Consider the following 18,102-nt stretch of genomic DNA (forward strand, 5'->3'; position numbering starts at 1 on the left):
CGTGGAGTCGTACTTCGAGATCAGGCACACGGTCGGCTTCGAGGAGACCAACCTCGTCGGCAACGTGTACTACGTGAACTACCTGCGCTGGCAGGGCCGGTGCCGGGAGATGTTCCTGGTGCGGCACGCCCCCGACGTGCTGACCGAGCTCCAGGACGACCTGAAGCTCTTCACGCTGAAGGTGGACTGCGAGTTCTACGCCGAGCTCACCGCGTTCGACGAGCTGGCGGTCAGGATGACCCTGGTCGAGCTGGCGCAGACCCAGGTCGAGTTCGGCTTCGACTACGTGCTGGTCGGGCCGGACGGGTCGGAGAAGCTCGTGGCGCGGGGCGCCCAGCGGGTCGCGTGCATGCGCGGCCCGAACAACGCGACCAGGCCGGCGCGGGTGCCCGACTCGCTGCGCCTGGCGCTCGAGCGGTACGCCCCGGCGGCGGCCTGATCATGACGGGGGAGACCTCCATGGACGAGTTCGAAGACCCGAAGACGTTGCGGCGAGTCTTCGGCACGTTCGCGACGGGCGTCACCGTCGTCACCGTCGGGGGTTCGGCGCCGCACGGCATGACGGCGAACTCCTTCACGTCGGTGTCCCTCGACCCGCCGCTGGTGCTCGTGTGCGTCGGTCGTGATGCCTCGATGCACGGGCACCTCACGAAGACAGGGGCGTTCGGGGTGTCCGTGCTCGCCGCGGACCAGGAGGACGTCGCACGCCACTTCGCCAGCAGGTGGCGGCCGGCGGGTCACGCGCAGTTCGACGCGGTGGACTGGGTGCCGGGCACCAGGATCGACGCGCCGCTCATCGGCGGCGCGCTCGCCCGGTTCGAATGCACGCTGTGGCGCACCTACGACGGCGGCGACCACACGATCTTCCTCGGTAGGCTCCTCGCGACCGACGGTCCGGCCGGCCGCAACGCGTTGCTGTTCCTCAACGGCAGCTTCCACGCGCTGGAGCACTCCGGTCTGTCGGCCTGAACCACCCGGACGCCAACGCGAAAGGCGGGTCACCACCGGTGACCCGCCTTTCGCGTCCGTGTTCAGCTCGCCCGTGAAGTTTCCAGCGCGGTGGTCCGGACGTCGAGCAACGCCATGAGCACCGGAGGGTCGATGGCGGACATGGGGCGCAGGACGACGTCCACGACGTGCGCCACCGTGCTGCTCGACACGACCAGCGGCCCGTGCGAACCCACGGATGGCGTGCGGTCCGCGGTGTGTTCACTGCCCGCCGGCACCGTGTGGATGAGCAGGTGCCACGCGCCCTCCGGCACGTTCTCCAGCTGGAAGTGACCCGGCCCCGGCAGCACCGCGCAGCTGATCGGCGCCCCCTGCGGGATCGGGTCGCGAAACAAGCCGACGAACGTCGGGCCGGGCTCGCACTCGGCGGGGCAGTGGATCCGGCCGCTGACCGAGCTCGTGCGCCGCACCACGATGTTCTTGCGGTTGTCGACGGAGATGCGCGTCGTCCGGCCGCGCAGCTGCCGGTACTCGGTGGGCGAGAGTCCGACGCTGGTTTTGAACCGCGAGCTGAACGTGCCGGGACTGTTGTAGCCGACCCGGTGGCTGATCTCCGTGACCCTCAGGTCGGTCGCCACCAGAAACCGTTTGGCCTCTTGCAGTCGCAAGGCCGAGAGAAAGCGCGCCGGTGATACTCCGGTAACCCGCTGGAACACGCGGGTGAAGTGAAATTTGCTGAACATGGCGACTTTCGCCATGTCGTCGATGGTTATCCGCTCGCCCAGGTTCGTCTGCATGGCACCGACGACTCTCGCGACTGCTTGTTCGCCGAGCTTGTCCATTGGCCCCCCAATCGGATGTTGCGGTGGATGTAGCGGATTATCCAGTTGTTGGGAAAGTGCGTTGGAATCGCTCCAGCCGAAGCTAGCAGTGGGCAAAACGCCAGGCAAGGCGCGATTCAGGCATAGCGCTCCTCTGATGGCTTCACTCTCGGTAGGCGATTCATGGTTGCTATGTCACCTGTACGTTCCGCCTATGCGCGAAGTGCATGGCAGTGCTTTACGCCGGACCTGGCCCGTTGGTCCGTACGGCCCAATGTCCTGAACCGCCCGGAGTTGTGGGCGCGCTCCCAGGTGTGGTGTTTCCCCATCGCTCTCCGTGTGCGAAGGGGATCATCCCACCTCTTGAGTTGATCTTCCATTTATCGAGACCGCAATCCGGGAGATGCGCCGTTCGGGCGACGATCGCGAGAATGGTGTCCACGGAAAGCCTCGGCTGGTATTGGCCGCCTTCCGTGTCTTCCGCCGAACGGGTGGTTCGGCCTGTGAAAGTCAATGTTGCCCCACAGCCGGGCGTTCGCCCGAACCAACACGACAGGAGGACGCGCACGTGACCGCCAGCGAAGCGGAAACAGGGCAGAACGACGTCACGACGATGACGTTCGAGGCGTTCGCGGACACGATCGTGCCCGGCGAGAAGAGATGGCCGGGGGACGTCGCGGTCGCGGGGGCGAGCGCCGGTCCCGGTGCCGTGGCGGCCGGCGCCATCGAATTGCTGCGCATGCCGGAGGGAGGGATGGCCGCGTTGCTGGACCCGCTCGCGGGCCTGCTGAACAACCACGCGGCGACGTACGCGGCCGAGCACGACATCGAGCTCGACCCCGCGTTGCCACCGTTCGTCGCTCTGCCGTTCGGCGACCGCACGGCGGTGGTGCAACTGCTGACCACGCCCGGCCACCCGGAGAAGGAGGTCTGGGTCGGCATCGCGCTGTTCAGCAACATGGCCTTCGACACCGGCGCGCACATGCACACGACCGACGCGATCGCGGCAGGTCACCCCGGGCTGCTGACGATCGGGTTCGCGCCGCCGGACCCCGACGGCCTGTGGCGCTTCCCCGACTACACCTACGGCAAGCCCCTCGCGCGCCGTCACCCGGACACGACACCTTCAGGGAGCCCGGCATGAGTGCGTCCACAGTGGAGCAGACGGACGTGGTGGTGATCGGCAGCGGGTTCGGCGGCGCGATCACCGCCTACCACCTCGCCGCCGGTGGCGCGCGGGTCGTGGTCCTCGAACGCGGCCCCTGGCTGCAGGCCGACGAGTTCGACCACGACTTCCGGCTCGGTTCGTCGTCCACCCGCGTGTTCGACTTCGTCGTGGGTGACGGCATGAGCGTGCTGAGCGGCAACTGCGTCGGCGGCGGCAGCGTCGTCTACTTCGCCGCCATGCCCAGGGCGCCCCGGTTCGTCTTCGACCGCCAGGGCTCGATCGGCAGGCGCATGTGGCCGGCGGCGATCACCAGGGACAGCCTCGAACCGTGGTACGACCGGGTCGCGGAGGCGTTGCCGATCAGCACGACCGACTGGGACACGATGACCTACGGCGGCGGTCTCTTCGGTGCCGCCTGCGCACACGCGGGCCACACCGCGAACCCGGTGCCCGCCGCCATCGACACCGCGCTGTGCACGAACTGCAACTGGATGATGTCCGGCTGCAAGTTCGACGCCAAGCGCTCGCTGCTGCTCAACTACCTGCCCGCCGCGCTCGCCCACGGCGCGGAGATCCGGCCGCTGCACGAGGTCCAGCAACTGTCCACGACGGACGGCGGCGGATACCGGGTGCACTACAACGTGATCGACGGCGAGGACTACCGCGTGTCCACGGGCTCCGGCACGATCGACGCGAAGGTCGTGGTCCTCGCCGCCGGCGCCGGCGCCACACCCGTGATCCTGCAACGCTCCGAGCCCACGCTGGGCGCGATGCCGCACGCGGCCGGACGGTACTTCTCGGGCAACGGCGAACGCCTCAACACCGCGATCCTGAACGAAGACCGGGTGCGCGAGGTGCTCGGCATCAGCATCGACGAGGCGGTCACCTTCCAGGCCAACCAGATCGGCCGCGGCCCCTGCGTCGCGAGCTGGGACCGGCTCGACGGCTCGCTGCCCGAGTACTCGCGCTTCTCGCTCGAGCAGCTGTACTTCCCGCCCGGCCTCGGCACCATCCTCGCCCAGGTGCCCGATGCCACCGGTCCGACCTGGTTCGGCGTGGAGAAGAAGGAGATCCTGCGCCGCTGGAGGTCGTGGCTGACGGTGTTCACGATGTCCGAGGACGACAACGAGGGCGTCTTCGGCCCGCCTCCTCCCACCGGCAACGCCCACCGCATCTCCCAGCAGATGCTCGGCCGAGGCACGATCAGCTACCAGCCGACCGAGAACACGCGGCGCGGCTGGGCGGAGTCCGACGCCGCGGTCCGCGACATCCTGGAACGCGACGGCATGTCCCGGGTGATGCCGTGGACGAACGACGTCGTGGGCGCGTACACCGTGCACCCGCTGTCCTCCTGCCGCATCGGTGACGACCCGGCGACGTCGGCGCTCGACGAGAACCACGAGCTGCGCGGGCATCCCGGCATCTTCGTGACGGACGGCTCCGCGGTGCCGGGTGCGCTGACGGTGAACCCGGCGATGACGATCGCGGCACTGGCCGAACGCGCGGTACCCGCGATCGTGCGGGCGGCTCGTCGACGCGGGGTCGACGTCTCCTACGGCGCACCGTCGCCGGACGGGGAGACCTCGGCGCGCAACGGCGTTCTCCCGCTGGTGTCGCACCTGGTGGCGGAATGACGACGGCGGTCGCGCCCGCCGCGGTGGCTCCCGGCCCGCCGCGGCGGGCGACCCTCGCGGTGCTCGCGAGCATGGCCAGGAACCGGTTGCGGGTGATGTCGTCGATGTCGGCCCGGTACGGCGACGTCGTGCGGCTGCCCCTGGGGCCCAAGACGCTGAACTACTTCAACCACCCCGACCACGCGAAGCACGTGCTCGCGGACAACGCCGCGAACTACGTCAAGGGCATCGGCCTGACGCACGCCCGGCGTGCGCTGGGCGACGGCCTGCTCACGAGCGACGGTGAGCTGTGGCGCAAGCAGCGCAAGGTGATCCAGCCGGTGTTCCAGGCCAAGCGGATGGCGCGGTACGGAGGGGTGATCGCCCAGGAGGCGGCGGACACGGCGCAGAGGCTCCGGTCGCTGCGCGGGCAGACCGTCGACATCCGTGCGGAGATGACCGATCTGACGCTGCGGGTGCTCGGGCGGGTCCTGCTCGACGCCGACCTCAGCGAGTTCCACACGCTCGGGGCGTCGTTCGAGGCGGTGCAGGACCAGGCGATGTTCGAGATGATGTCGCTCAGCGCGGTGCCCACCTGGGTGCCGCTGCCGCGCCAGCTGAGGTTCCGCCGGGCTCGCGCCGACCTGCAGGACGTCGTGGACCGGCTCGGCGCCGACGGTGCGCGGGCGGGCGGGGACGACGTCGTGTCGCGGCTGGTCGAGTCCACGCGCGCGGAGACCGACGCGGCCGTCGGGCGGCGCCGGATGCGCGACGAACTGGTGACGTTGCTCCTCGCCGGGCACGAGACGACGGCGAGCACGCTCAGCTGGGCGTTCCACCTGCTCGACCGCCATCCGCACGTGGCGGCCGCGGTGCACGACGAGGTCGCCGGCGCGCTGGGTGACCGCATGCCGGTGTTCGAGGACCTGCACGCGCTGCCGTACACGTCGGCGGTGCTGCAGGAGGTCATGCGGCTGTACCCGCCGGTGTGGATCCTGCCCCGTCAGGCCAGGGAGGCCGACGTGATCGGCGGGTACCGCGTGGAGGCGGGCGCCGACGTGCTGATCTGCCCCTACACGCTGCACCGGCACCCGGCGTTCTGGGAGGCCCCCGAGCGGTTCGACCCCGGCCGCTTCACCGGTGACGCGGCGGGCCGGCCGGCTTACGCCTACATCCCGTTCGGCGCGGGACCGCGCTACTGCGTCGGCAACCACCTCGGGATGATGGAGGCGACGTTCGTGCTGGCGACGGTCACCAGGGCGCTGCGGCTCACCGGCGTGCCGGGACGGGCGGCGGTGCCGGAGCCGATGCTGACGCTGCGCATGCGGGACGGTCTGCCGATGACCGTGTCCACCTGGTGAACACAGCGGAAGTGCCGATGGCGACCAGCCATCGGCACTTCTCGCATGTCCTCAGTGGACGATGCCGGCCTTCTGCTCGCCGAGGTGCCGGGCGGCGGTCAGCGCGGCCAGGGACAGCAGCCCGAGCAGGTCGCGGTCGTCCGGGTACTGGTCCCGGAACCGCGCGACGTCGTCGTCGCCGACCTGGTGCGGCGCGAGCGCGGTGAGCAGTGCGAGCCGGGTGGAGGGGACGGACTTCCGCCCGAGGGCGTGCAGGTGCTCGTCCACCCAGGACGCGCTGATGCCCGGTGGCCGGACGAGGCGCTCCGGGACCACGGTGTCGAGGGTGTGGCGTGTCTCGCCGGGGAGGTGGGCCGCCGCCTCGGCGGTCGCGTTCGCCAGGGTGGCGAAAGCGGCGGCGACGGCAGGTGAGCCGGCCGCCCAGCCGAAGCCTCCCGGCAGTGGTGTGCCGAGGTGCAGACCGGGCGCGCGACCGGTCTCGTTCCGCGCGGTGACCTTGCCGGACATCACCCTGCCGGCCACGCGCCGGGCAATGGCCCGCGCCCGCGGGGGACCGGGCAGGAACGTGCCGTCCAGCAGGACGTTGATCACGCGGTTGAGGAAGTGGAAGTACACCAGGACGCCGACGTACTCGGGCGTGTGGTCCGCGGCGAACGGCGGCCGCACCGGCGTCTCGGCCCACGCCGCGAACGGCCGCAGGGCCGGGTCGAGCTCGTCCGCGCCGGCGCCGGACAGCAGCTGGGTGGCGAAAGACCCGGCGCCGCCGCCGTGGAGCATGATCGCGTGGGCGTCCACGCAGTAGGTGCACTCGTTCAGCCGGGACACGGTGGCGGCCACCGCCTCCTTGCTGACGCGGGGCGCCGTGCCCGCCAGCAGCGGTTCGCGGAAGGCCGCCCAGGACGCGGCGAGGAGTGCGGGCGCGGCGGAGAACATCGTCACCGCCTCGACGAGCCGGCCGACCTCCTTCGCGGACTGCGCGTAGACCTCGCGGACCAGGCCGGTCGCCCGTTTCGCCGGGACGACCTCGACGTGCTTCACGATTCCGGACATGGCGGCCTCACCGGAAGTAGTTCTGGACGCGCTGGCGGAAAACCTCGTACGCGGGCACGGAGCCGTCCTCGGGGAGGTCCTCGATCTCCTTCGCGGCGATTTCCGAACATTCCTCCGCGCTGCGCCCGCAGAACACCTGGGCGGCCATTTCGCTGTGCGGCGTCACAAGGCCGGCGACCACCCTGGCGCGCATCGCGAAAACCGCGCCCTGGGCGACCTCCGGCAACAGGTCACCGGCTCCTTCGACCAGTTTCCCGAGTTCCTGCTCGGTGACTCCGCCCGCATAGGAAGCGGCCAGTCCCGCTCCGCTGAGCAGGTCCGCGTGCCTGTCCTGGGGAAAGCGTCTGATGCTTTTCAGGAGCCGGTCGACGTCACCGCCGTGGATGAACCACATGGCCCGCCCGATGCCGTGGTCGATCACCCGGTTCGTGTACGCGGCGGGACCGGGCCAGGCGAGCCGTCCGGGGACGCGGTGGTCCTCCACCCACGAGACGTGGTCGAAGTAGGCGAGGTGGAAGCCGTAACCGTCCATGATCAACCAGCTCAGCGACGGGTGGTCGGCGAGCTTGCGCGCGTCGGGGATGGCCCGTGACCACAGCATTCGCGGCAACCTCGCCAGCGCGAACCCCACGCCGATGTAGGCCATGAAGATGTGCTTCGACGCGGGTGCCGAGGTGAAGTGGGGTCCGGCGAGGAACTGCTCGACGTGGCTGCGGCCGGGCAGCGGGGTGAGGGCGTCGCGCAGCGCCAGCGCCATCGTGGCGCCCTCGTAGGCGAAGCCGCGGTATTCGCGGGACAGCGCGTCGAGCCGCGCGATTATCGAGCCGTGGTCTTTGTGCTCGATGCCGAACTCGAATCCGTAGACGAGCTGCAGGGCGCTCATTTCGAGCTGGGCGCGCGCGGGTGTGTCGACGGCGAACCCGCGCCGGTCGAAGAGGACGTCCGAGGCGTCCGGCGTGACGAACCGTTTGCGAATCAGTCCCGTGGTTGACATTTCCGGTGGGACCTCCTCTTGGAAAGGCGATTATCCACCGTTCAATGCTGGCACACCTTCCGGTCGGGTCGCTTCTCTCACGTTGCTCCCGGAGAAAAGAAAAATCGGACAACGGCAATGCGCGGCCGGATATTCAGGCCGGGGACTTCGTCAGCGCCGTCGCGCGGACCGCGGCGGCCATGCTCGCCCACGCGGCGAGTTCGATCAGCGCGGCGTCGTCCGCCCGCACGTCCCGGATCACCTCGTCGTCCACCTGGTACGGCGCGAACGCGCACAGCAGCGCCAGTCTGACCGCCGCCCGGTCCCGCGGTCCGACGCGGGCGGCCGCGTCCCACGCCCACCTCCGGCTCGGCCCCTTGAGTCCGCCGTCCCAGGTGGACAGTTCCGCGGCGAGCAGCACCCGCGCGGCTTCCGGGACCGGTGCCGAGTCGAAGACGGCCTTCGAGCGGGCGAGGGCCTGCGCGACGACCGGGCTGCCCGCCGCCCACGCGAGCTCGTCGGGCAGTGGCGCCTCCGGCAGCGGGTTGCGTCCGGGCAGGGCGCTCCCGGCGGACGCGATGAGGCCGGTGAGCATCCTCGTCACGGGACCGAGCATGAAGGCGGGCGCGTACGGCGGCATCGGCCGTTCGGTGAGGAAGACGCTCACCATCCTGTTGAAGTACTGCAGCGTCGTCGCGACGCCGAGCACCTCCGGCAGCTCGTCGGCGGTGAACCGCCCTGTGTCCGCGAGATCCACCCTGCCGCCACCGAACCTGGCCGTGGTCGCGGTGTGGACGGTGACGCAGTAGGGACACTCGTTGGCCTGTGACACCGCCGCCGCGACGGCCTCCTTGGTGCCGCGGTCGAGCCGGCCGGGAGCGAGCACGACCTCCCGCAGCATCACCCAGGACGCCCGCAGCACGGCGGGTGCCGCCGCGTGCAGCACGACGGGGGGTGCCAGCACGCCGAACTCGCTTTCGACCGCGCGGTAGACCTCGAGGACCTCGGGGCCGGCCCTGCGGAACGGGACCGGCGTCACGTGCCGGACCTGGGCGAGGGAGAGGCCGCGCAGGGCCTTGCGGAGCAGCGAGCGCGCCATCGGGCCCCCAACGGTTGCATGATGCTACTCACCGGAACGCTACGGTACGTCGGTTCGATCACGCAACTGGCGGTTTAGCATGGGGAATGCTCGGACGAAGGTACGACGACCAGGTCTGCTCAGCCGCCCGCGCGCTCGAGGTGGTGGGCGAGCGCTGGACGTTGCTGATCATGCGGGACGTGCTGCTGGGCGTCGTGCGGTTCGACGGCCTGCTGGCGAGTCTGGGCATCGCCCGCAACGTGCTCAGCGACCGGCTCAGCGGCCTGGTGGAGCACGGTGTGCTGGAACGCGTTGCCTACCGGCAGCACCCGCCGCGGTACGAGTACCGCCCGACCGCGGCCGGCCGGGAGCTCGCGGTCGTGGTGGTCGCGTTGATGCAGTGGGGCGACCGGAACGTGCCGTCGCCGGACGGACCACCGCGCACCGCCCTGCACACGCCGTGCGAAGGGGAACTGGTCGCGTGCCTGATGTGCCCGGACTGCGGCGAGCCGGCCCGTCCCGGTGAGGTGGCGACGAGGTCGAACCGCGCCTGACCCGCGGGCACCCGCTACAGCGGCACGACCGCCGAGGAGCCGTTCGACTCGAACCCGTGCGAGTACTCCGCGGCGAACTCCTCGCCCAGGCGCTGCCGCACCCCGGCTTCCACCCGGTCGCGGTCCGCCCGCTCGGCGTCCGTCAGCATGGCTCCGGCGGACCGCCGTGCCGCCTCGGCGGCCCCGAGCAGCCGTGCCGCTTCGGCCGGCAACGAGTCGGCGAGGCACGCCCCCGCCAGCCCCTCCATGGCGACGGCGACCGCGCGCTGGTCGCCCAGCGAGCGGGCGACGGTGAGTCCTTCGAGGTGCCGGGCCCTCGCGGTCCTGGTGTCGCCGCGCTGTTCGGCGACGAACCCGAGCTCGGTGAGGATGAGCCACAACCCGATGCCCGGCTCCCACTCCCACTCCAGCACGGTGCGCAGGTGGCGTTCCGCGGCCTCGAGGTCCCCCGCCCGCCGGGCGATGAGGCCCAGGTTGATCTCGGCGAAGATCTGGCCCGGCTTGTAGCTCTGCTCACGGGACAGGCGCAGGGCGCGTTCGTTCAGCTCGCGGGCGCGCGCGTGGTCACCGCGCAACATCGAGACGCGGCCCAGCCAGCTCAGGCGGTCCGCCGCCTGCGGCCACAGGCGCAGCTCCTCCGCCATGCGCAGGCCGTCGCGGTGCAGGCGGGCCGCCTCCTCGTAGTCGCCCTCGATCTCGGCGAGGCCACCGAGCGCCTCGGTCGCGCGCAGCTGACCCCACCGGTCGCCGAGCTCGCGGAACAGCGCGAGGCTCTGCGCACCGTTGCGCCGCAGGGACTCCAGATCGCCTCGGGTGTGCGCGCGGATCGCCTGCAGGCTCAGCGTCGCGGCGACACCCCACCGGTCGCCCAGCTCGCCGAACGTCTCCTGCGCGCGGTTCACCAGGTCCTCGCTGGTGGACTGGGCGCCGAAGTCCGCCTCGACCAAGCCGAGGAAGAACTGGGCGAACGCCTTGCCCCGCGGGTCGTCCAGCGAGTCGTACGCGGCGAGCGCGGCGGCACGCGCGGCCGCCCGGTCCGCCACGTCGCTGCCGAGGAACGTGATGCCCGCGTGCCACGCCGAGGCGCGGGCCCGTTCCGCCGAGCGCGCGGTGTCGAGGGCCAGGGCGGTGGACAGCGCCCTGCGTGCCTCGGACAGCCTGCCCCGCAGGTACCAGTACCAGGCCAGCGCGTTGACCAGCCGCAGCGCGCCGGGACCGTCCGCGGTGTCGAGTGCGGTGCGCAGGTTCGCGGACTCGGCGTCGAGGCGTTCGAGCCACTCGCGCTGGGCGGGTCCGCGCAGGTGCGGTTCCGCGGTCTCGGCCAGCGCCGTGTAGTACCGCCGGTGCGCCTCCTGCACGGTCTCGGTCTCGCCGGCCTCGGCCAGCCGTTCGCGGCAGTAGGCGGCGACCGACTCGAGCAGCCGGTACCGGGTGCCGTCCGGTGTGTCGACGGCGGTGACCAGCGACCGGTCGACCAGGTCCGCGACCGCGTCCAGCACGTCGGCCGCCGCGACGGTCCCGCCCGCGCACACCGCCTCGGCCGCGGTCAGCGTGCACCCGTCGGAGTGCGCGGCGAGCCTGCGCAGCACCGCGCGACCGACCGGGTCGAGCGGCTCCCAGCTCCAGTCGATCATCGCGCGCAACGTCTGCTGGCGCGGTGGCGCGTCGCGGTAGCCGTCCGCGAGCAGCCGGAACCTGTCGTCGAGCCGGGCCAGCAGCTCGCGCAGCCCCAGCGACCGGGCCCTGGTCGCCGCGAGCTCCAGCGCGAGCGGCACCCCGTCGAGCCGGGTGCACAGCTCGGCGACGGCCCGGGCGTTGCCCGCGTCCAGCGTGAACGAGGGCGCCGACCGGGCGACGAACAGCTTCACCGCGCTCGACCGCTCCACGACGTCGGGTGGCGTGCCGGGTGGGGGCAGGTCGAGCGGTGAGACCGTCCACACCGACTCGCCCGCGATGCGCAACGGCTTCTGGCTCGTCGCGAGCACCCGCAGACCCGGCGCGGCGGCCAGCAGCCGTTCGGTGACCGCCGCGACCTCGGTGACGAGGTGCTCGCAGTTGTCCAGCACCAGCAGCATCCGCCGCGTCCGCACGGCCTCGGAGAGCACCTCGGTGCCCGGCACGTCCCTGATGCCGAGCGCCGCCATCACCGCGCTCGGGAGAAGACCGCCCTCGGTGATCGTCGCGAGCTCCACGAGCCAGGCGCCGTCCGGGTACCGCGCGGCCGTGCGGGTCGCCACCTCCACCGCGAGACGGGTCTTGCCGACGCCACCCGATCCGGTGAGCGTCACGAGCCTCGAGGAGCCCAGCAGCGCGCAGACGCCGGAGACGGCCTCGTCCCGGCCGATCAGCTCGGTGGGCGGCACGGGGAGGGTGGCGGGGCGCCTGCCCAGCGGTGCGAGCGAAGGGTCGTGGCGCAGGATCGACCGGTGCAGCTCGGCGAGCCGCTCACCGGGTTCGAGCCCCTGTTCGTCGTGCAGCAGCGCCCGCACCTCGCGGAACGACGCCAACGCCTCGCTCTGCCGCCCGGCCCGGTAGAGCGCCAGCATGTGCAGCTCGCGGAGCCGTTCGCGCAGGGGGTGGGCCGCCACCAGGTCGCCGATCTGGCCGAGCAACGCGGCGTGCTCGCCGAGTTCCAGCCGGGCCTGGGCCAGCTCCTCGGCCGCCGACAGCCGGTCCTCCTCCAGCCGGGTGATCTCGGCGCGGGCGAACGGTTCCCCGGCGAAGTCCGCGAAGGCGGCCCCGCGCCACAGCGCCAGCGCGTCGCCGAGCAGGCGCGCGCGCTCGCTCAGGTCCGTGCTGGTGCGCGCGGCGGTGGTGAGGGCGGCGAACCGGTCCGCGTCCACGCAGCCCGCGCCGGTCCGCAGCACGTAGCCGGGCCGCTGGGAGGCGAGCAGGTCGCGCGCGCCGGGTTCGCCCGCGGCCAGGGCCTGGCGCAGCTTGGAGATCTTGGTCTGCAGGGCGCCCGTCGGGTTGACCGGCAGGTCGTCGCCCCACAGGTCCTCGATCAGCGCGGTCGCCGACACCGGGCGGTTGCGGTGCGCCAGCAGGTTCGCGAGAAGTGCCCGCACCTTCGACTCGGGGATCTCGACCGGGCGGCCGTCGGCGGTTCGGACGGCGAGCGGCCCGAGCACCGCGAAGAACATGCGCACACGATACCGGCCGAAAGAATTCCGACAGTGCCGACGCGCAGGGTGACCCGGATCGATGAGTTCGGGTGCCGGCCATGGCACCACACGGAAGGACAAGTTCATGGATTCGACCGGTCCGGCCGAGGACACCACGCGGGCGGGGCGGCGGGAGTGGATCGGCCTCGCGGTGCTCGCCCTGCCGACGCTGCTGCTGTCGCTCGACCTGAGCGTGCTGTTCCTCGCGCAACCCCAGCTGAGCGCCGACCTGAACCCGTCGGCCAGCCAGCAGCTCTGGATCATGGACATCTACGCGTTCATGATCGCGGGCTTCCTCGTCACCATGGGCACCCTCGGCGACCGCATCGGCCGCCGCAAGCTGATGCTGTACGGCTCCGCCGCGTTCGCCGTCGCCTCCGTGATCGCCGCCTACTCGACGACCCCGGAGATGCTGATCTTCGCGCGGGCCCTGCTCGGCATCGCCGGCGCGACCCTGATGCCGTCCACCCTCGCGCTGATCATGACGATGTTCACCGACGCCAAGCAGCGCGGCTTCGCGATCGGCGTCTGGCTGAGCTCGTTCATGGGCGGCATGGCCATCGGCCCGGTGATCGGTGGCGCCCTGCTCGGCTGGTTCTGGTGGGGATCGGTGTTCCTGATGGCGGTGCCGGTGATGGTGCTGCTGATGGTCACCGCCCCCGTCCTGCTGCCGGAGATGCGCGACCCGGACGCCGGCCGCATCGACCTCCTCAGCGTGGTGCTGTCGCTGCTCGCGATCCTGCCCGTGGTCTACGGCCTGAAGGAGATCGCGCAGCACGGCTTCAGCGCGGTCGCGGGCGGGTCGGTCCTCGTCGGCATCGTGTTCGGCGTGCTGTTCGTGCTGCGCCAGCGCACGCTCGACAGCCCGCTGCTCGACCTGAAGCTGTTCCGCAGCAGGACGTTGAGCGGCGCGCTGGTCGTCATGCTGCTGACCTCGGCGACGATCTCGTCCAGCATCATGCTGTTCAGCCTCTACCTGCAGACCGTCCGCGGGTACTCGGCCGTCGAGTCCGGCCTGTGGCTGATCCCGGCCGCGGCCGCGCTGATCGTCACGTCGCTGGTGGCGCCGAAGATCGCGCAGAAGGTCCGCCCGGCCTACGTGGCCGCCGCCGGTCTCCTGGTGGCGGCGGCCGGTCTCGCGGTCGTGTCCCAGGTCGGCACCGCCACGAGCCTCCTGGTCGTGCTGCTCGGGTTCGTCCTGGTGCAGGCCGGTGTCGGTCCGATGGGCTCGCTCGGCACGGAGATGATCGTCGGCTCGGCGCCGGAGGAACGCGCCGGCTCCGCCGCGTCGGTGTCGGAGACGAGCACCGAACTGGGCGTGGCCATCGGCGTCGCGACCTACGGCACGATCGCGGCGGCGGTCTACCAGAACCTCGTCGCGGTACCGCCGGGGGTTCCCGCGGAGGCCGCCGCGGCGGCCGGGGAGACGATCAGCGGCGCCGTCGCGGCGGCGGAGGGACTGGCCGCCGACACGGGTGCGGCGCTGCTCGACTCCGCCCGTGCGGCGTTCACCAGCGGCGTCAACACCGCGGCGGGAGTCGCCGCGGTGATCCTGGTGGTGCTGTCCGGCCTGACGGTCGCCCTGCTGCGGCACGTCGGCAAGACCGGCGAGGAGTCACCGGCCCCGGCCGACGCGGGAGTCGCCCTGGCGGCGGACCGGGAAGCCCGGTGACCCGGTCGCGCCGCGACCTGGTGACGACGACGATCCCCTGATCGTCCGGTCGCGGCGCGACCACCCCGCGGGTGGGTCCGGCATCGTCCCCCCTCGATGCCGGGCCCACTCGTGCTCGCACGTCGTCCGCACGCGGAAAGGGCCGGGGAGTCCCCGGCCCTTCCCGTCATCGCGTCACGCGGGCAGGCTCGAGAACTGCCCGGCCTCCCGTCCGGCTCCCGCCGGCCCGCGGTAGGCCTGTGCGACCTCCAGCCAGCCGAGCGCCTCCTCTCCCTCGGCCACCACCGCGAGATCGGCGTGGTGCCGCCGCCTGGCCACGAGCAGGCAGAAGTCCAGCGCCGGTCCCGAGATCCGCTGCGAGGCGTCCTGCGGGCCGAACGTCCACAGCTCACCGGACGGCCCGGTCAGCTCGAAGCGGAACGGCTTCTGCGGTGGCGTCAGCCCCCGCGCGAGGTAGCCGAACGTCATGGTGTGGAAACCGAACCCGCACAGGTGCTTCAACCGGCCGGTCGGCTCGCGGCGGATGCCGAGGGTGTCGGCGATGTCCTGGCCGTGGGCGAAGAGCTCCATCATGCCGCCGGCGGCCAGCACCGGCGCGGGCAGCGGGTTCACCAGCCACGGCACGAGCCGGCCGTCCGGCACGGACGACAGCGCGCTGCCCGCGGCCTGCCGTTCGGCCCGCCAGCGTTCGAGCAGCTTGCGGGGGCCGAGCGAGAGGAACGGGGCCAGCGCTCCCGCGACCGCCCCGTCGAAGTCGGCCCCGATGCCCGCCACGAGGGTGGCGAACGCCGCCGGGTCGGAGGCGGCTAGGCCCGCCATGCGGGTGGTCGAGGTGAGGTGGGCGATCTGGTGGGCGATCGTCCAGCCGGGCGCGGGGGTCGGCAGCGACCACTGCGACTCGGTGAGGGGGGCGACCATGCGGTCGACCTCCTCGCCCTCGGCTTTCAGTGCGAGGTAAACGTTCTCTTCGGTCACGCGTCTGTCCTCCTGGGACCGGGCTACACGATGTGGACGTCGGGCACGTAACGGATCCAGCGGCCGCCCGACTCCCGGAACCCGATCTCCTTGGCCAGGATCTCGTCGGCGTGGTTCCACGCGAACAGCACCGCGTAGTCGGGGTAGGGGTCGGAGAAGGCGGCCGGTGGGCGCACGGGGATGTGCGAGCCGGGGGTGACGCGGCCCTGCTTGGTGACGCTGGTGTCGCAGATGAACGGCACGAGGTCCGGTCCGATGCCGCAGAAGTTGAGCACCGTCGCGCTCTTCGCGGTCGCGCCGTAGCCGGCGACGCTCTTGCCCTCCGCCCGCAACGACCGCAGCAGCTCCACCAGGTCGGTTCTGATCTGTGCGACGTTCGAGGCGAACCGGGTGAGCGTGGCCGGCGAGGTGAGGCCGGACAGCTCCTCCTCGGCGGCGAGCTCGGCGACGGCCGGCGACACCGCGCGGGTTCCCTTGCGCGCCAGGGTGTACCGCAGCTCGCCGCCGTGCACGGTGAGCCGTTCGACGTCGACCAGTTCCAGTCCGTGCATCAAGGCCATGTACTGCACCGAACGCACGGTGAAGAAGAAGAAGTGCTCGTCGTAGATCTGGTCGAACGAGTTGCGCTCGACGATGTCGGCGAAGTACGGGTCTTCGAAGACGAAGATGCCGCCGGGGGAGAGCAGCGCGGCGACGCCCCGCAGGATCGATCCGATGTAGGGGATGTGGCACAACGTGTTCGCGGCGAACACGACGTCGGCCGGGCCGTGCTCGGCGAGGATCTCCACCGCGGTCGGCTCGTCGAAGAACGTGTTGCGCACCTGCACGCCCTTCGCGGCGGCGCGCTGGGCCACCCCGCCGGACGGTTCCACCCCGAGGTGGTGGACGCCCTCCGCGGCGAACCACTCGAGCATCACGCCGTCGTTGCAGCCGATCTCCACGACGAACGGCGCCGGCCCGGTCAGCTCGTCGCGGCGCAGCCGGGCGGCCAGCGCCGCGAAGTGCTCGCGCATGAACCGCGAGCCCGACGACAGGTAGGGGTAGTCGTGGTGGAACATCCGGTCCCGGGGCACCTCGGACATCAGCTGCACCATCGTGCAGGACTCGCAGACCCCGACGGCGAGCCGGAAGCGGAAGTCGCCGGCCGGATCACCCGGCAGCACGAAGGCGTCGGAGAGCGGCTGCGACCCGAAGTCGGCGAACTCGCGCACGACACCGGCGCACACGTGGCAGACGGAGTTCTTCCGGTTGTCGTTCATCACGCCCCCGCTCGTTGCTGCTCGACGAGCTGCGCCAGCACCGGCACGAGCTCACCAGGACTCGGCGCGGCGGCGGCGTCGAGCCGCAGCCGGTGCGCCCCCTGCGCGAAGGACGGGTCCTCGATCACCCGCATGACCCGCTTGCGCATGACGTCGATCGAGTGCCGCGCGAAGTCGAGGGTGAGCCCGGCGCCCTGGCCGACCACCCACGCCGCGGTGTCCGACGACTCGATGTCCTTGGCCGCCAGTGCCCATTCGGTGCCGGCCTCCCCCTCGGCGAGCAGTCCCTCCTCACCCCCGGAGTCGAGGATGAGCTGCGGCACCCGCAGGCCGGCCGCCGCGGAGAACGTGCCGACGCCGCCGTGGTGGATCAACGCCGCGCACGTCGGTAGGAGCTGGTTGAGCGGCACGTAGTCGACGACGCGCACGTTGCCCGGCACCTCGCGCACACCGGCCAGCTGCGTCTCGTTCAACGTCGCCACGACGTCGACGTCCAGTTCGGACACCATCTCCAGCAGGCCGGGCACGTGGTCCCAGCCGCCCTTCATGACCAGCCGCCGCGACTGCCCGAGCGACAGCGCGACGCGCGGCCGGTCCTGCGGGGCGTGGAGCCAGTCCGGGACGGCGGTCTGGCCGGAGTACGGGATCCAGCGCATCGGCACCGTCCTGGTGGCCACCGGCAGCCGCATGCCCGCGGGGAGCGGGTCGATGGTCCACTGGCCGAGCAGCAAATCGCGGTCCACCTCGACGCCGTGCCGCTCGGCGGCGGGACGAACGGTCTCCGCCAGCGGGTTCCAGTTCGTCCCGACGCGGTCGAGCACCCACGCGAAGTAGTCGAGACCCCAGTGCAGCCGGGCGTGCGCCGCGCCGCTCACCCGCGCTCCGATGGCCGCCGCGGGGAAGCACGCGTCCCACACGACGAGGTCCGGCTTCCAGGCGCGGCAGAAGTCCACGAACTCGTCGACCACGGGCAGCGCGTCGGAGGCGGTGGCGCCGACCGGGTGGAAGTCCCAGATGGGCGGCAGCATGAACTGGCAGAAGACGTCCCAGAGGTTCTGCTCGGCCGGGCTGAACGGGCCGAGCGCGCGTCCGGTCTCTTCGAGCCGCGCGCGTGTCTCCGGCGGTGTCGGACGTCCCGGTCCCATCAGGGCCGGTGCGCTGTCGGCGGCTCCGAGGGACACCCCGGTCAGCCCGACCGCGGCGACGGCGTCGGCGAGCGCCGGATGCGCGGCGACGCAGACCTCGTGCCCCGCGCTCTGCAGCGCCCAGGCGAGCGGAACCATCGGGTTCAGGTGCGACGGCGTTGGCCAGGGGGTGAACACGACTCGCATGCGGCTGCTCCTCAGAGGGCGAAAGCGGATGACGCAGGCACGGCGACGGCCATCCTGAGTCGCGCGGAGCAGCGTGCGCATCTCCGAGGTTGCGGAGCGTGAAACCGCTGGCACCCCTGGGTTTCCGACCCCGGA

Annotated in this window: 15 protein-coding genes; 7 read left to right on the forward strand and 8 right to left on the reverse strand. The window is 71.6% G+C overall.

From position 1 onward, the window contains the following. Position 1 precedes the first annotated feature (1 nt). Both L6E10_RS23915 and L6E10_RS23920 read left to right on the forward strand, forming a co-directional pair. Positions 2-439 carry a thioesterase family protein gene (locus L6E10_RS23915; protein ID WP_236221768.1) on the forward strand — a complete coding sequence of 146 codons (438 nt, stop codon included), beginning with the start codon at positions 2-4 and terminating at the stop codon, positions 437-439. Positions 440-459: 20 nt separating this feature from the next. Continuing rightward, entirely contained in the window at positions 460-969 is a 510-nt protein-coding gene (locus L6E10_RS23920; protein WP_236221769.1) for a flavin reductase family protein, read from the forward strand. A gap of 62 nt (positions 970-1,031) precedes the next feature. Here the strand turns inward: L6E10_RS23920 and L6E10_RS23925 are convergent, their stop codons facing one another. Further along, positions 1,032-1,886: an AraC family transcriptional regulator gene (locus tag L6E10_RS23925; protein WP_308102863.1), complete on the reverse strand. Its 855-nt coding sequence runs from the start codon at positions 1,884-1,886 to the stop codon at positions 1,032-1,034. A 496-nt stretch (positions 1,887-2,382) separates the two neighbouring features. Here L6E10_RS23925 and L6E10_RS23930 point away from each other — a divergent pair, with 496 nt between their 5' ends. The 3 genes from L6E10_RS23930 to L6E10_RS23940 are packed head-to-tail and all read left to right on the forward strand — an operon-like array spanning position 2,383 to position 5,911. Then, positions 2,383-2,913, forward strand: coding sequence for a DUF5987 family protein (locus L6E10_RS23930; protein WP_236221845.1), 531 nt, complete (start codon positions 2,383-2,385; stop codon positions 2,911-2,913). Continuing rightward, entirely contained in the window at positions 2,910-4,571 is a 1,662-nt protein-coding gene (locus tag L6E10_RS23935; RefSeq protein ID WP_236221770.1) for an FAD-dependent oxidoreductase, read from the forward strand. The genes L6E10_RS23930 and L6E10_RS23935 overlap by 4 nt, the downstream gene beginning before the upstream one ends. Further along, on the forward strand, positions 4,568-5,911 hold the full coding sequence (locus L6E10_RS23940; RefSeq protein ID WP_236221771.1) for a cytochrome P450: 1,344 nt from the start codon (positions 4,568-4,570) through the stop codon (positions 5,909-5,911). The genes L6E10_RS23935 and L6E10_RS23940 overlap by 4 nt, the downstream gene beginning before the upstream one ends. Before the next feature lie 51 nt (positions 5,912-5,962). Here L6E10_RS23940 and L6E10_RS23945 read toward each other — a convergent pair whose 3' ends face one another. The 3 genes from L6E10_RS23945 to L6E10_RS23955 form a co-directional block, all read right to left on the reverse strand. Further along, positions 5,963-6,961: a carboxymuconolactone decarboxylase family protein gene (locus tag L6E10_RS23945; protein WP_236221772.1), complete on the reverse strand. Its 999-nt coding sequence runs from the start codon at positions 6,959-6,961 to the stop codon at positions 5,963-5,965. A gap of 7 nt (positions 6,962-6,968) precedes the next feature. Continuing rightward, positions 6,969-7,955: a DUF1702 family protein gene (locus L6E10_RS23950; RefSeq protein WP_236221773.1), complete on the reverse strand. Its 987-nt coding sequence runs from the start codon at positions 7,953-7,955 to the stop codon at positions 6,969-6,971. A gap of 133 nt (positions 7,956-8,088) precedes the next feature. Then, a complete protein-coding gene (locus tag L6E10_RS23955; protein ID WP_236221774.1) occupies positions 8,089-9,033 on the reverse strand; it encodes a carboxymuconolactone decarboxylase family protein in 945 nt (314 codons plus the stop codon). Between the two features lie 86 nt (positions 9,034-9,119). On the opposite strand from L6E10_RS23955, the gene L6E10_RS23960 reads away from it, so the two are divergent. Further along, positions 9,120-9,566: a helix-turn-helix domain-containing protein gene (locus tag L6E10_RS23960; RefSeq protein WP_236221775.1), complete on the forward strand. Its 447-nt coding sequence runs from the start codon at positions 9,120-9,122 to the stop codon at positions 9,564-9,566. 14 nt (positions 9,567-9,580) lie between these two features. Here the strand turns inward: L6E10_RS23960 and L6E10_RS23965 are convergent, their stop codons facing one another. Then, entirely contained in the window at positions 9,581-12,709 is a 3,129-nt protein-coding gene (locus L6E10_RS23965; RefSeq protein ID WP_236221776.1) for a BTAD domain-containing putative transcriptional regulator, read from the reverse strand. Positions 12,710-12,815: 106 nt separating this feature from the next. Between L6E10_RS23965 and L6E10_RS23970 the strand changes: the two genes are divergently transcribed. Next, positions 12,816-14,402, forward strand: coding sequence for an MFS transporter (locus tag L6E10_RS23970; protein ID WP_236221777.1), 1,587 nt, complete (start codon positions 12,816-12,818; stop codon positions 14,400-14,402). Between the two features lie 174 nt (positions 14,403-14,576). Here L6E10_RS23970 and L6E10_RS23975 read toward each other — a convergent pair whose 3' ends face one another. Genes L6E10_RS23975 through L6E10_RS23985 form a run of 3 tightly spaced genes read right to left on the reverse strand, consistent with a single transcriptional unit; the run spans position 14,577 to position 17,967 of the window. Then, positions 14,577-15,377 (reverse strand): TIGR03084 family metal-binding protein, encoded by an 801-nt coding sequence (locus L6E10_RS23975; RefSeq protein WP_308102864.1) that lies wholly within the window; start codon positions 15,375-15,377, stop codon positions 14,577-14,579. Between the two features lie 23 nt (positions 15,378-15,400). After that, positions 15,401-16,636, reverse strand: coding sequence for a class I SAM-dependent methyltransferase (locus L6E10_RS23980; protein ID WP_236221778.1), 1,236 nt, complete (start codon positions 16,634-16,636; stop codon positions 15,401-15,403). Continuing rightward, entirely contained in the window at positions 16,636-17,967 is a 1,332-nt protein-coding gene (locus tag L6E10_RS23985) for a nucleotide disphospho-sugar-binding domain-containing protein (RefSeq protein WP_236221779.1), read from the reverse strand. The genes L6E10_RS23980 and L6E10_RS23985 overlap by 1 nt, the downstream gene beginning before the upstream one ends. Positions 17,968-18,102 lie beyond the last annotated feature (135 nt).

The sequence above is a fragment of the Lentzea sp. CC55 genome, from assembly GCF_021056325.1.
Classification (GTDB): Bacteria; Actinomycetota; Actinomycetes; order Mycobacteriales; family Pseudonocardiaceae; genus Lentzea; species Lentzea jiangxiensis.

What these genes read in the sequence shown, in the direction of transcription:
- L6E10_RS23970 (WP_236221777.1), top strand. Translation starts at nt 12,816, where the DNA reads ATGGATTCGACCGGTCCGGCCGAGGACACCACGCGGGCGGGGCGGCGG.
- L6E10_RS23940 (WP_236221771.1), top strand. Translation starts at nt 4,568, where the DNA reads ATGACGACGGCGGTCGCGCCCGCCGCGGTGGCTCCCGGCCCGCCGCGG.
- L6E10_RS23935 (WP_236221770.1), top strand. Translation starts at nt 2,910, where the DNA reads ATGAGTGCGTCCACAGTGGAGCAGACGGACGTGGTGGTGATCGGCAGC.
- L6E10_RS23920 (WP_236221769.1), top strand. Translation starts at nt 460, where the DNA reads ATGGACGAGTTCGAAGACCCGAAGACGTTGCGGCGAGTCTTCGGCACG.
- L6E10_RS23955 (WP_236221774.1), bottom strand. Translation starts at nt 9,033, where the DNA reads ATGGCGCGCTCGCTGCTCCGCAAGGCCCTGCGCGGCCTCTCCCTCGCC.
- L6E10_RS23980 (WP_236221778.1), bottom strand. Translation starts at nt 16,636, where the DNA reads ATGAACGACAACCGGAAGAACTCCGTCTGCCACGTGTGCGCCGGTGTC.
- L6E10_RS23985 (WP_236221779.1), bottom strand. Translation starts at nt 17,967, where the DNA reads ATGCGAGTCGTGTTCACCCCCTGGCCAACGCCGTCGCACCTGAACCCG.
- L6E10_RS23960 (WP_236221775.1), top strand. Translation starts at nt 9,120, where the DNA reads ATGCTCGGACGAAGGTACGACGACCAGGTCTGCTCAGCCGCCCGCGCG.
- L6E10_RS23950 (WP_236221773.1), bottom strand. Translation starts at nt 7,955, where the DNA reads ATGTCAACCACGGGACTGATTCGCAAACGGTTCGTCACGCCGGACGCC.
- L6E10_RS23945 (WP_236221772.1), bottom strand. Translation starts at nt 6,961, where the DNA reads ATGTCCGGAATCGTGAAGCACGTCGAGGTCGTCCCGGCGAAACGGGCG.
- L6E10_RS23965 (WP_236221776.1), bottom strand. Translation starts at nt 12,709, where the DNA reads ATGTTCTTCGCGGTGCTCGGGCCGCTCGCCGTCCGAACCGCCGACGGC.
- L6E10_RS23930 (WP_236221845.1), top strand. Translation starts at nt 2,383, where the DNA reads ATGACGTTCGAGGCGTTCGCGGACACGATCGTGCCCGGCGAGAAGAGA.